The sequence below is a fragment of the Acidisoma sp. genome (assembly GCF_035492295.1).
Taxonomy (GTDB): Bacteria; Pseudomonadota; Alphaproteobacteria; order Acetobacterales; family Acetobacteraceae; genus Acidisoma.
In genome coordinates this window covers 1-12351 of sequence record NZ_DATJJK010000073.1, presented here as the reverse complement: position 1 = coordinate 12351, position 12351 = coordinate 1, and the positions used below count along the sequence as shown (strand labels likewise).

Genomic DNA, 12351 nt, shown 5'->3' with positions numbered 1-12351 from the left:
GTATTTCGCTGCCGTCAAAGCGCCCCAGAAGCGGGTCTCCAGGAAACGATGGGCTGTCGCAATATCCATATTGGCCAGGGGTTGCAGCATCAGCGTCTCGCCGGCCGTGTAGGCCAGATGGTCGAAGGCGCCGATGCGGGTGAAGAGATCGGCGATTGCGGCCTCCGAAGAAAGATCGGCCGTCATGCCTTCGGCGCCATTGCCGAGTGTCGCGAGCGCCGCTTCCACGCTTTCCGGTCGGCGCGAGACAACGACCGGCTGTCCGCCGGCTGCGGCCACGGCTTCCGCCACCGAAAACCCGATGCCTGAAGTGCCGCCGAGTATGACGACCCGCTTGTTCTGCATAACCATTTGTTTTGCCTCCTGCGGCGGTCCATCCGCCTGCGGACGGAGAATGCGACTTGGAGACCAAGTGACGTTAGCGCATCTTTGGCAGTATAGAGATGACGGAGAGTCATGATGGATTTCGACGCCCGACTCTTGAGCGGCATCAGCACGCTGATCGCCGTCGCCGAGACCGGCAGCTTTGCCCGGGCCGCGCAGGTCATGGGGCTGACGCCCTCGGGTGTCAGCCGCGCGGTGTCTCGGCTTGAGCAGCGGCTCGGCCTTCGGCTGTTCGACCGTAACCCCCGCGCGACGACGCTGACGGCGGCGGGGCAGCGACTGGTCGCCGATCTGTCGCCATTGCTTTCAACAATGGAAGAAGCCACGCGGGAAGCGGCGGGAGAGGCGCAATCCGTGCAGGGGCGGCTGCGGCTCAATTGCGATCCCTGGTTTGCGAAGCTCATCCTGGCGCCACGTCTGCAGGGCTTTCTGGATGCGCATCCCCGCCTCACCCTCGACATCGTGGTGAGGGACAGGCTGGGCGATCTCGTCTCGGAAGGCTTTGATGCTGCCGTGCGCTTCGGAGAACCGGAGCCTTCCGGTCTCGTCACCCGCAAGCTGCTCGAGACGCGCATCCTGACCTGCGCCTCGCCCGCCTATCTCGCGCGGCATGGCCGGCCGGCGCATCCCTCGGACTTGGCGGAGGGGCATGAGTGTCTGCTCTTCCGCGATCCGGTGACCGGGCAGCCTTTCGAATGGGAGTTTCACAGGAACGGAAAAGTTCTGCCCGTAAAAGTCCAGGGAAGGATCATCGTGAATGATGTGGCAACTTCTCTGGCTGCCTGCGCGGCGGGGCTCGGTATCGCACAGCCCATGGCGCTTGGCATCGACAGGGCGCTGGCCGAGGGCAGTCTGGTCGAGCTGTTTCCGGCGTGGAATGAGGAGGTCTTTCCCCTCCACGCCTATCACCCGAGCCGGCATCTGCCGCCGGCCAAGGTGAGGGCCTTCCTCGATTTCGTGACGAGCGCGGTGGCAAGCCGGGGGGCGCCACCCGTCATCCCCGGCCGGGTGGTCTAGGGTCCGAGCGTTCCAGATTATGGCCGGGCATTGAGAAAGGCGGCCTATAGGTCCATGCGGACTTCTCCGTCTAATGGGCGGCTCCGCAGAATGCTAATCTTGACTCGATCGACTGCAATGCAAGGAAAAGCCCAATGGATATCACTCGAAGCGGCGCTCAGCCCTCAGGCAAGGGACCGGTTGATTGGTTCACCGGGAGCGTGCGTATCGACCCGCTGGCCAATCCACCCGAACCGGCGCGGGTTGCCTGCGCCCATGTGACCTTCGAGCCTGGAGCGCGCACGGCATGGCATACCCATCCGCTGGGCCAGACCTTGATCGTGACCAGTGGGTGCGGGCGTGTGCAGCGCGAGGGCGGCCCGATCGAAGAGATTCGCCCGGGCGATGTCGTCTGGATTCCCCCGGGGGAAAAGCACTGGCACGGCGCCTCGGCGACCACGGCGATGAGCCATATCGCCATTCAGGAGAAGCTCAACGGCTCGCCGGTCGATTGGATGGAGAAGGTGACCGACGCGCAATACGCAGGGTCGTAACCTGAGGCGCGGCCACGTAGGGCGGCCCGCGTAGGGCGGCCCCGCGCAGGGCGGCCCGCGTCGAGCGGTGCTGCCCTGTGGGGCGGGTGATTGACATGCTAGTATATCAATTCCAGTTTCCTCTCAAAACAAGCCCGGAGGAAAGCCCGCCATGGCACTGCACCCGGACCGGCTTCTGCCGATCGACCCCCGCGCGCGCGACATCGCGCGGCGGCTCTACCACTCCGTCGCCGGTCTGCCGCTGATTTCGCCGCATGGCCATACCGATCCTGCCTGGTATGCCACCGATGCGGCCTTCCCGGACCCTGCCACGCTTTTGGTGAAGCCTGACCACTACATATTCCGGTTGCTCTATTCCCAGGGCGTCTCGCTGGACGGACTCGGCATCCCGCGCCGCGACGGCGGCCCCGTCGAGACCGACAGCCGCACGATTTGGCGCCTTTTCGCGGCCAATTTTCACCTCTTTCGCGCAACCCCCACCCGCATCTGGTTCGAGCAGTCGCTGGAAGATCTCTTTGGCATCGAGGAGCGCCTGTCCACAGGCAATGCTGACCGCCTCTATGATGCGATCTCGGAAAAGCTCGCAACGCCCGCCTTCCGCCCGCGAGCGCTTTACGAGCGGTTCAACCTCGAGGTCATTTCCACGACCGACAGTCCCTTGAGCGATCTTGCCTATCACCAGGCCCTGCGCGATTCCGGCTGGAAGGGTCGCGTGCTGCCCGCCTACCGGCCGGACTTCGTGGTCGATCCGGACCGCGAGGGGTTCACGAAGAATATCGTGAAGTTCACGGCGCTCGCCGGCACGGCGATGAACTGGCAAGGCTATCTGGAGGCGCACCGCACCCGCCGCGCCTACTTCAAGGCCCTTGGCGCGACCTCGACTGATCACGGCCACCCGACCGCACGCACGGCCAATCTCGCTATGAACGAGGCCAAATCCCTGTTCAAGACCGTGATCTCGGGCGAGGCCAGCCCGAAGGAGCGGGAGCTTTTCCGTGCGCAGATGCTGACCGAGATGGCGCGCATGAGCCTGGAGGATGGGCTTGTCATGCAGCTGCATCCCGGCAGTTTCCGCAATCACAATCCCAATCTCTTCCGCACCCGCGGGCCTGATATGGGCGCCGATATCCCGATGGCGACGGAGTATGTACAGGCGCTGAAGCCCCTGCTCGATACGATGGGCAATGATCCTCGGTTGACGCTGATTCTCTTCACGCTGGACGAGACGAGCTTCAGTCGCGAATTGGCCCCCCTCGCGGGCCATTACCCCTGCCTTCGCCTTGGTCCGCCCTGGTGGTTCTTCGATAGTCCCGAGGGGATGCGCCGCTTCCGCGAGACCGTGACGGAGACCGCGGGTTTCGCCAATACCGTGGGCTTCAACGATGATACCCGCGCCTATCTCTCGATCCCCGCGCGGCACGACATGGCGCGACGCATCGATTGTGGCTTCCTCGCCGGCCTGGTGGCCGAGCATCGGTTGGACGAGGACGAGGCGCACGAGCTTGCCCAGGACCTCGCCTATAACCTCGCCAAGCGCGCCTATAAACTCTGAGGCGTCTCAGGCGACGAGATGCGCGCCGCCGTCCACCGGGATGATGGTTCCAGTGATTCGGCGGGCGGCATCGCTGACCAGAAAGGCCGCGAGCGCGCCGACATCCGCGGGCTCGACCAGATGATGCTCCGGTGCATCTGCGGCCGCTTGTGCCAGCATCTCGTCGAAATGGTCGAGCCCGCTGGCCGCCCGCGTGCGCATCGGGCCAGGCGACAGCGCATGGGCGCGGATGCCCTTCGGACCAAGCTCGGCAGCGACATAGCGCATGGCGCTTTCGAGCGCCGCCTTCACTGGCCCCATCATGTTGTAATGCGGCACCACCCGTTCTGAGCCGAAGAAGGTCACGGTGAGCAGGCAACCGCCATCCGCCATCAGGGGTTCGGCCAGATGCGCCATCGCCAGAAAGGAATGGCACGAAATGTCCATCGCCTGAGCGAAGCCTTGGGGGCTGCAATCGGTCACGCGGCCATGCAGATCGGCGGCAGGCGCGAAGGCTGCGGCATGGAGTAGGAAGTCGAGCTTACCCCAGTCCTTCGCGATACGATGAAAGACCGCTTCCATCTGCCCCGGCACTGCGAAATCGCAGGGCAGGAGGATCTCGCAGCCGAGTGGATCCGTCACCGCGCGGACGAAGGGTTCTGCCTTGTCGTTCAGATAGGTTGCGGCGATTCTGGCGCCGTCCTCTACGAAGGCGCGGGCGCAGCCGGCGGCGATGCTGTGCTCATTCGCGATCCCGAGCACGAGCCCGCGCTTGCCGGCGAGCGATGTGGTGCGGTCCATCATCCATTCTCCGCCGGTGCTGCCAGCAGGCGGCCAAGCGCCGCTGAGATCAGCCGCGTGCGGCGACTGTCGGCCCGGCTCGTCAGCACGATCGGCACGGCGGCTCCGAGCACGATGCCGCCGGCCTCGGCGCCTGAAAGAAAGATCATCTGCTTGACCAGAATGTTGCCGGCTTCGAGATCGGGCACGACGAGAATATCCGCGCGGCCCGCGACGGAAGAAACGATACCCTTCTCGGCCGCCGCCGCCTCGCTGATCGCGTTGTCGAAGGCGAGTGGCCCGTCCAGCACACCGCCCTTGATCTGTCCACGATCCGCCATCTTGCAAAGAGCGGCGGCATCCAGCGTTGCCGGCATGCGGGCGCTCAGCGTCTCGACCGCAGCAAGGATGGCGACGCGCGGCACCGCGATGCCAATGCGCAGGGCGAGGTCGATCGCGTTCTGCACGATGCCGGCCTTCTCCTCGAGTTCGGGCCGGAGGGCAATCGCCGCATCCGTCACGATCAGCGGCCGCGGATAGTCCGGCACGTCCAGTACATAGGCGTGGCTGATCTGCCGACCTGTCTTCAGTCCTGTGGCGCTGTCCAGCACCGGATGCATCAGCACATCCGTGTGCAGGTCGCCCTTCATCACCATGGCGGCCTCGCCCGTGTGGACGAGAGAGACGGCGGCCGCCGCGGCCGCGGCCGCATGGGCCGCCGCCTGCCACCGGCAGGAAGAGAGATCGAGCCCGGCGGCGGTGGCGGTGGCGCGGATGGTCTCTTCCGGTCCGACCAGGATCGGCGTCATCAGGCCGGCTTCGGCAGCGTCCACGGCGCCTGCGAGAGAGAGGGCATCGACTGGAAAGACCACGGCCGTCGGAATCGGGCCGCCCTGTCGGGCGCGGGCCAGGATCGCCTCGGTGCCTGGATGGCGCTCCACCCGCACCGCGGGCATCGTCACGCGCGGGCGGCGCACCTTTTCCGTCGGCGCGCGGACGAAAGCCGTGCCGGTGATTACCGCCGCGCCCGCCTGGTTGGTGCAGAGGCAGTCGAAGACCACATCCTTCTTTGCGGGCTTCATCTCGCGCAGCGTAACGGTCGCGGTGATCGTGTCGCCGACCGAGACAGGGCGGCGGAAATGCAGATCCTGACCGAGATAGATGGCCCCCGGTCCGGGCAGGCGGGTGCCGAGCACGGCCGAGATCAACCCTGCCCCCCACATGCCGTGGACGATGATGTGGTGGAACATGTCCCCGGCCGCGTAATCCGGATCGACATGCGCGGGGTTCAGATCGCCGCTGACGGCCGCGAACAAATCGATGTCGCGCTGGGTGACGGTATGGGTAAGGCTCGCGGTGTCGCCCAGTGCCATCTCATCATAGGTGCGGTTTTCGATGATCGGATTGGCTGTTGCGGCATCCATGGGTCAACCCTCTTCAAGAACGTAGGAGCCGGGCGCGGGACCGAGATCGGGGCTGCCCATGCTGGGCGGCGCTACGGGAGGTCCGGAATAGGTGCCGAGAAAGGCGTTCCACTGCGGCCACCAGGAACCCTCCTGCGGGGCATGGGCCGCCTGCCATTCGTCCGGTCCCAGCGTGTGACCGCCCTCGGCGCGTGTCGCGATGCGGAAATGCCGGTGCGGATGGCCGGGCTCGCTCACAATCCCCGCATTATGCCCGCCCGAGGTCAGCACGAAGGTGATAGCCCCGTCGTTCAGGAGGTGCAGCTTGTAAACGGAGCGCCAGGGCGCGATGTGGTCGGTCTCCGTGCTGACGACGAAGATGGGCAGACGGATATCGTCCAGCGCCAGCGTTTGCCCGCCGGCGGTGAAGTGGCCGGCGGCGAGGTCGTTTTGCAGATAGAGGCGGCGGAGATATTCGGCATGCATGCGCGCGGGCAGGCGCGTGCCGTCCGCGTTCCAGGCCATGAGGTCGAAACTCGCCGGCGCCTCGCCCAGGAAATAGTCCCGGATCATGCGGGACCAGATGAGGTCGTTCGGCCGCAGCATCCGGAAAGCGCTGCTCATTTGCCGGCTGGAGAGATAGCCCTGCGTCTTCATCACATCGTCGAGGAAGTCGAGTTGGTCCTCCGAGATGAAGAGCTGCAACTCGCCCGCCTCGCTGAAATCGGTCTGGGCCGCGAAAAGAGTAAGGCTCGTCAGCCGCCCGTCCCCGGTCGCGGCGCAATGCGCGGCGGCGATGGTGGCGAGCGTGCCGCCGAGGCAATAGCCGGCGAGATGGGTCTTTTGGCCGCCGCAGATCGCGCAGACCACGTCGAGCGCCGCCATCACGCCCGCCGTCCGGTAATCGTCGAGAGAGATGTCCCGCATCGCGGCATCCGGATTGCGCCAGGAGATCATGAAGACGGTGCGGCCCTGATCCACCAGCCAGCGGACCAGGGAATTCTGCGGGGACAGATCAAGAATATAGTATTTCATGATCCAGGCAGGCACGATCAGAACCGGCTCGGCCGCGACCGTGGATGTCGTCGGCGCGTATTGGATCAGTTCCATGAGGTCGTTGCGGAAAACGACCCGGCCCGGCGTAGCGGCAAGATCCTGACCGAGGCGAAAAGGTTGCGCATCGGCATCCTGTTTGCCTGATTGCTCGCGCAGGAAGTTGGCCAGGCCCTCGAGCAGGTTCTCACCGTGCCGCGCCCGCGTGGCGGCGAGGATCTCCGGATTGGTCCAGGGGAAGTTTGAGGGCGAGAGCAGATCGAGCCATTGCTGCAGTTCGAAGGCGAGCAGCCGGCGATTGTGGTTGGCGACACCGCCCGGAGCGGCGATCAGTCCCTGCCACCATTCCTCGCCGAGAAGCACGGCCTGCACAAGCTGCGCATAGGGCGTCGCGGCCCAGGCAGGATGCGCGAAGCGATGGTCGCCGGGGCGCGGCGCCACCGGCGTTTCGAGCCCGGTCAGGATACGGCCGAGGCGCAGCCACTGATCGACAGCCTTGTGCCGTTGCTCTGCCATGCGGAAGGGGTGGTTCGCGGCATGGATCGCCCAGTCCATCCAGGCGAGCGGCAGGCTGGCTGGCGCGGCGCCGCCTGTGAAGCGGCTTTGCCAAGCGTGCAGCAGGCGGTCCAGCACCTCGGGCTCTGGCGACGGCCGTGCCCTGTCGGCTGAGCGCTGCATTGATCCATCCGGCATGGCGGTGCCCTCCTCTTCATGCCACGGGCGCGGGTAAGCGGCCGCGCGCCTTGCTGCATCTGCGAAGAAATTGACTGGTGTGGCCTTGATGCAGATCAAGCCCTGCGCGGCATCCCGTAACGGTCACAGAAGAGGCGGCCCGTCAGATGACCCATTTGGGGCTTGGCCGGAATGATGTCGAAGGAGACAATGAGCGTTCCGAGGAAGCGTCTATTCCATAGTCAAAAAAAATTGTTGCGTTCGTTAATCAAACCTTATTGCATTTCCCTAATATGATGGGATCGCGAGGAGCAGCCTTCTCGCTCGAAACGGGTCGGAGAGACCAGTGATCAGGAAATCTTCACTTGGCTTGATACTCTTTGCCGTTGCCGGATTGGTTGTCACGGCCATTCTGGCCGGGGACAATTCTTCTGCCCCCTCGGCCGGGATGCTCGCCTATTTCATCAATGGCGACAATCTTGTGGCGCGGCGCCATTCGCTTGACCTCTCGAAGCCGATCTTCGTCAGCGGGGCGACCCCGGTTTGCGAGAGCGAGACCGGCTTGGAGCATTACACGCCCGCCGATCCCGGAGACTGCTCGGTCATCGACACGAGTGCCCAGGCCGGTCTTGTCGGCATCCAGACGGACGGCATGCGCCAGCCCTCGTTCCAGATGCAGATGCAGACGCCGAAGGGACTGGTGAAGGGTTGGGTGGACTACAACAGCCTGCACAATTGACCGCCTCGCTTGTCCAAACAAAAGCCGCGCCGGTCATCCCGCGCGGCTTTTTGCATAAGCGGCTGGACCGTGCCGTTTACTTCGCTGCGGTTGGCCCAAGCATATCTTCGGGCTTCACCCAGGCATCGAACTCCGCTTCCGTCAGGAATCCGAGGGCGAGTGCCGATTCCTTCAGGCTCGAATTCTCGCGATGCGCCTTGAGCGCGATCTGGGCCGACTTCTCGTAGCCGATATGGCGGTTGAGCGCCGTTACCAGCATCAACGAGCTCTCAAGGTTGTGCTTCAGCCGCTCGTAGTTCGGCTCGATCCCGCGCGCGCAATGTTCCTCGAAGGCAATCATGCTTTCGCTCAGGATGGTCGCCGACTCCAGCAGGTTGTGCAGCATCACTGGCTTGTAGACATTGAGCTGGAAATTGCCCTGGCTGGCGGCGAAGGCGACGGCGGCGTCGTTGCCGTAGACCTGAACGGCCACCATCGTCATCGATTCACACTGCGTCGGGTTGATCTTGCCTGGCATGATGGAGGAGCCAGGCTCGTTTTCGGGGATGTGGATTTCGGCGAGACCGGCGCGCGGGCCGCAGGCATGCCAGCGCACGTCGTTCGCGATCTTCATAAGCGCGCCTGCAAGGGTGCGCAGCGTGCCGCTGGCATGGGCGATCGCGTCATGGGCGGAGAGGGCTGCGAACTTGTTCGGTGCCGAGATGAAGGGATAGCCGGTCGCCTCGGCAATATGGCGGGCCGCCGTCGCACCGAATTTAGGGTGGGCGTTGAGGCCGGTGCCGACCGCGGTGCCGCCGATCGCCAACTCGTAGAGCCAGGGAAGACCTTCGCGGATGGCGCGGGCCGCTTCGTCCAGCTGCGCCACCCAGCCGCCGATCGCCTGGCCGAGGGTGATCGGCGTCGCATCTTGCAAATGGGTCCGGCCGATCATGATGACATGGGCGAACTCTTTCGCCTTGGCGTCCAGCGTGTCCCGAAGGACGGTGATGGCGGGCAGGAGCTTGCCGGCGATGACCTCGACGGCCGCGATATACATGGCCGTCGGGAAGGTGTCGTTCGAGGACTGGCCGCGATTGACGTCGTCATTCGGATTGATCGGCTTCTTGGAGCCGAGCACCCCACCCGCGATCTGGATGGCGCGGTTCGCGATCACCTCGTTCGCATTCATATTGCTCTGGGTGCCGGAGCCGGTCTGGAAGACGACGAGGGGAAATTCGGAATCCCACTTGCCGGCAATCACCTCGTCCGCCGCCTGGACAATGAGCGTGACCTTTTCGGGCGGCAGTTCGCCCAGTTCGCCATTGGCCAGAGCCGCCGAACGCTTGAGGATACCGAAGGCGCGGATGACAGGCCGTGTCCATTTGAAAGTGTCCCGGCCGATCGGGAAATTATGGATCGAGCGCTCGGTCTGCGCGCCCCAAAGCCGGTTGTTGGGCACGGGCACATCGCCCAGCGCGTCATGCTCGATGCGGACATCCGCTGTGGTTTCGGTCATCCTCGGCTCCTCTGGGCTTGGCTGCCCCGGAAGACGGGGCGGGGTTCGAAGGTCATTATGGCTATAGGGGCTGGGAAGGCGCGGCCAATGCCTTCCGGAGAATGCCGGCATGGCGGGAAAGCAAGGCTCGGGCCCCGTCAGCATCAAGACCGCTGACTACCATCACAATGGCCGTCTTGATATGGCCGTCTGCCGCTTGCAGCGCGGCTTCCGCCTCAACCGCCGGACAACCCGCGATCTCTGCCACCATGCGGGACGCGCGTGCCTGGAGCTTCGCATTGGTGGGTCGCATCTCGATCATCCGGCCGTCATGGATGCGGCCCAGCCGGACCATGATCTCGGTCGAGAGCAAGGTGAGCGCTGCCTTCTGCGCCGTGCCCGCCTTCATGCGGGTGGAGCCGGCGATGGCCTCCGCTCCGGTCTCGATCAGCACGCCGTGTTCAGCCTCTGTCAGCAGCGCGGCGCCGGGGCTGTTGGCCATGCCGATGGTCAGCGCGCCCGCCGCGCGGGCGCCGCGAATGGCGGCACGGGTAAAGGGCGTGCCGCCGCTGGCGGCGAGGCCGATCAGAACATCTAGGGGCCCCGGCGCGAGATCGGAGAGAGCCTGTTCGGCAGCGGCTTCGTCGTCTTCCGCGCCCTCCACGGCACGCAGGAGGCTTCCCGGGCCCCCGGCGAGAAGCAGGCCGGTGCGCTCATACGGCCAGTCGAAGGTTGGCGGCAATTCGGCGGCATCAAGGGCTGCCAGCCGGCCGGAGGTCCCGGCTCCGGCATAGAGAAGCCGGCCCCCCCCGACACGCAGACGGTCGGCCGCGGCATCGGCTGCCTGGGCGAGCGCGGGCAGCGCCGGGCCGAGGGCTGCGATCGCGGCCATCTGGCCTTCCCAAAGGGCGGTCAGGGCGGTGAGGCTGTCCCAGTCATCGAGGCCGCGGTGACGGGGGCTTGCGGTCTCGGTATGGGGCAGGGAGATCTCGGTGCTCATAACCTGTGGTTGACGTGAGGCCGCTACCGTCGTCAAGACGGGGGCGGATCGGCCGGTGCTGAAAGGCCCCGATCACAAATGATGGCGATTTGGACAAATGGCGACGCTCGCGTATTTTAACGCCTCGCCTGAAAAGGAGCTGTTACGCATGGTCGCACGCATCATAGCCGTCGATCCGTTTGATTTTGTCATCTTCGGCGGCTCGGGGGATCTCTCGCGCCGTAAATTGCTTCCCGCCCTCTATCAGCGCGATCGTGCCGGGCAACTACCGGAAGAGGCGCGCATCATCGGCACGTCCCGCCGCAAAGTGACTGACGAGGAATTCCAGAAGGTCGCCCGCGAAGCCATCGAGAGCTTCGTGTCCAAGAGCGACATCGATGCCGAGGTCCTCGACCGTTTCGTCGCTCGCGTGGGTTATGTCTCGATGGATGCGACCGGATCGGATGGCTGGGGTGATCTCGCCAAGCGCCTGAACGAGGAGCCGGATCGCATTCGCGTCTTCTATCTGTCGACAGCACCCGACATCTTCGGTCCCATCTCGGAGCAAATCAACGCCCACGGCCTGATCACCGAGAAGAGCCGCGTGGTGATCGAAAAGCCGCTCGGCAAGGATCTCGAATCCGCCCAGGCGCTGAACGCTTCGGTCGGCAAGATCTTCGCCGAGTCCAGCATCTATCGCATCGACCATTATCTCGGGAAGGAAACGGTGCAGAACCTCATGGCTCTGCGCTTCGCGAATTCGCTGTTCGAGCCGGTCTGGAATGCTCGCTATATCGACCATGTCCAGATCACGGTCGCCGAGGAAGTGGGACTGGAAAGCCGGGCGGGCTATTACGATACCGCCGGCGCCATGCGCGACATGATCCAGAACCATATTCTGCAGCTGCTTTGCCTGACCGCGATGGAGATTCCCACCTCGCTCGACGCCGACCGGGTGCGGGATGAGAAGCTCAAGGTCCTGAACTCGCTTGCACCGATGACACCGGCGCAGGTCGCCCAGAACAGTGTGCGTGGCCAATACACGGCCGGCGCCTCCGTCAACGGACCCGTGCGCGGCTATCTGGAGGAGCTCGGCCACCCCGAGAGCATGACCGAGACCTTTGTTGCCGTGAAGGCGGAGGTCGGAAACTGGCGTTGGGCCGGCGTGCCCTTCTATCTCCGCACCGGCAAGCGCCTGCCGTCCCGCGTGTCCGAGATCGTCGTCCAGTTCCGCCCCATTCCGCACACGGTCTTCGAGGAATCGGCTGGCCAGCTCAAGGCCAATCGTCTCGTCATCCGCGTGCAGCCGGATGAGGGCGTGAAGCTGTGGCTGATGATCAAGGATCCGGGGCCGGGTGGCATGCGGCTGCAGCACGTGCCCTTGGACATGACCTTCGCCAAAGCTTTCGCGGTCCGCAGCCCGGACGCTTATGAGCGGCTGATCATGGATGTCGTTCGCGGCAACCAGACGCTGTTCATGCGTGGTGACGAGGTCGAGGCAGCCTGGCGCTGGGTCGACCCCATCATGGATGCATGGATGTCCTCGGGCGAATTCCCGAAACCCTATCGCGCCGGCACCTGGGGCCCTTCGGCCTCTGTCGCGCTGCTGGAGCGTGACGGCCGCACCTGGCACGAAGAGTAAGCTGCATACCGCAGGTTCGACCTAAAGCGCCCGTCCCCGGCAGGGAGCGGGCGCTTTAGTTTATCCGGCCAACGGCACGATCCGGCGGGTGGCGAGGTCGATGATCACGGTGTCATCGGGCGTCTTGGCTGTCTCACCGTCGCT

11 protein-coding genes are annotated in these 12351 nt (G+C 64.8%); 5 read left to right on the top strand and 6 right to left on the bottom strand.

The window, feature by feature from the left end; all coding sequences use genetic code 11:
- The coding region (locus VL752_RS05320; RefSeq protein WP_325352910.1) for an SDR family NAD(P)-dependent oxidoreductase at positions 1 to 351 on the bottom strand (351 nt) is incomplete at its 3' end.
- 105 nt (positions 352 to 456) lie between these two features.
- Between VL752_RS05320 and VL752_RS05315 the strand changes: the two genes are divergently transcribed.
- The 3 genes from VL752_RS05315 (at position 457) to uxaC (ending at position 3486) form a co-directional block, all read left to right on the top strand.
- The gene (locus VL752_RS05315) at positions 457 to 1401 is read left to right on the top strand and encodes a LysR family transcriptional regulator (RefSeq protein WP_325352908.1); all 945 of its coding nucleotides are present in this window, start codon (positions 457 to 459) and stop codon (positions 1399 to 1401) included.
- 134 nt (positions 1402 to 1535) lie between these two features.
- Positions 1536 to 1934, top strand: coding sequence for a (R)-mandelonitrile lyase (locus VL752_RS05310; protein ID WP_325352906.1), 399 nt, complete (start codon positions 1536 to 1538; stop codon positions 1932 to 1934).
- Between the two features lie 151 nt (positions 1935 to 2085).
- Positions 2086 to 3486, top strand: a complete 1401-nt coding sequence (gene uxaC / locus VL752_RS05305; protein ID WP_325352904.1) for a glucuronate isomerase — start codon at positions 2086 to 2088, stop codon at positions 3484 to 3486.
- A gap of 6 nt (positions 3487 to 3492) precedes the next feature.
- Here the strand turns inward: uxaC and fabI are convergent, their stop codons facing one another.
- The 3 genes from fabI to VL752_RS05290 are packed head-to-tail and all read right to left on the bottom strand — an operon-like array spanning position 3493 to position 7379.
- A complete protein-coding gene (gene fabI / locus VL752_RS05300; protein ID WP_325352902.1) occupies positions 3493 to 4269 on the bottom strand; it encodes an enoyl-ACP reductase FabI in 777 nt (258 codons plus the stop codon).
- On the bottom strand, positions 4266 to 5669 hold the full coding sequence (locus VL752_RS05295; protein WP_325352900.1) for a bifunctional enoyl-CoA hydratase/phosphate acetyltransferase: 1404 nt from the start codon (positions 5667 to 5669) through the stop codon (positions 4266 to 4268). Before VL752_RS05295 ends, fabI begins: the two co-directional genes overlap by 4 nt.
- A 3-nt stretch (positions 5670 to 5672) precedes the next feature.
- Complete coding sequence (locus VL752_RS05290; protein WP_325352898.1) at positions 5673 to 7379, bottom strand: PHA/PHB synthase family protein; 1707 nt, start codon at positions 7377 to 7379, stop codon at positions 5673 to 5675.
- 364 nt (positions 7380 to 7743) lie between these two features.
- Here VL752_RS05290 and VL752_RS05285 point away from each other — a divergent pair, with 364 nt between their 5' ends.
- A complete protein-coding gene (locus tag VL752_RS05285) occupies positions 7744 to 8112 on the top strand; it encodes a hypothetical protein (RefSeq protein WP_325352896.1) in 369 nt (122 codons plus the stop codon).
- A gap of 76 nt (positions 8113 to 8188) precedes the next feature.
- On the opposite strand, the gene fumC is transcribed toward VL752_RS05285, so the two are convergent.
- Both fumC and VL752_RS05275 read right to left on the bottom strand, forming a co-directional pair.
- Complete coding sequence (fumC, locus tag VL752_RS05280) at positions 8189 to 9607, bottom strand: class II fumarate hydratase (RefSeq protein WP_325352894.1); 1419 nt, start codon at positions 9605 to 9607, stop codon at positions 8189 to 8191.
- A gap of 61 nt (positions 9608 to 9668) precedes the next feature.
- Positions 9669 to 10586, bottom strand: coding sequence for an N-acetylmuramic acid 6-phosphate etherase (locus VL752_RS05275; RefSeq protein WP_325352892.1), 918 nt, complete (start codon positions 10584 to 10586; stop codon positions 9669 to 9671).
- Between the two features lie 148 nt (positions 10587 to 10734).
- On the opposite strand from VL752_RS05275, the gene zwf reads away from it, so the two are divergent.
- Positions 10735 to 12207 (top strand): glucose-6-phosphate dehydrogenase, encoded by a 1473-nt coding sequence (zwf, locus tag VL752_RS05270; protein WP_325352890.1) that lies wholly within the window; start codon positions 10735 to 10737, stop codon positions 12205 to 12207.
- Positions 12208 to 12351 lie beyond the last annotated feature (144 nt).

What these genes read in the sequence shown, in the direction of transcription:
- VL752_RS05315 (WP_325352908.1), top strand. Translation starts at nt 457, where the DNA reads ATGATGGATTTCGACGCCCGACTCTTGAGCGGCATCAGCACGCTGATC.
- VL752_RS05310 (WP_325352906.1), top strand. Translation starts at nt 1,536, where the DNA reads ATGGATATCACTCGAAGCGGCGCTCAGCCCTCAGGCAAGGGACCGGTT.
- uxaC (WP_325352904.1), top strand. Translation starts at nt 2,086, where the DNA reads ATGGCACTGCACCCGGACCGGCTTCTGCCGATCGACCCCCGCGCGCGC.
- fabI (WP_325352902.1), bottom strand. Translation starts at nt 4,269, where the DNA reads ATGATGGACCGCACCACATCGCTCGCCGGCAAGCGCGGGCTCGTGCTC.
- VL752_RS05295 (WP_325352900.1), bottom strand. Translation starts at nt 5,669, where the DNA reads ATGGATGCCGCAACAGCCAATCCGATCATCGAAAACCGCACCTATGAT.
- VL752_RS05290 (WP_325352898.1), bottom strand. Translation starts at nt 7,379, where the DNA reads ATGCAGCGCTCAGCCGACAGGGCACGGCCGTCGCCAGAGCCCGAGGTG.
- fumC (WP_325352894.1), bottom strand. Translation starts at nt 9,607, where the DNA reads ATGACCGAAACCACAGCGGATGTCCGCATCGAGCATGACGCGCTGGGC.
- VL752_RS05275 (WP_325352892.1), bottom strand. Translation starts at nt 10,586, where the DNA reads ATGAGCACCGAGATCTCCCTGCCCCATACCGAGACCGCAAGCCCCCGT.
- zwf (WP_325352890.1), top strand. Translation starts at nt 10,735, where the DNA reads ATGGTCGCACGCATCATAGCCGTCGATCCGTTTGATTTTGTCATCTTC.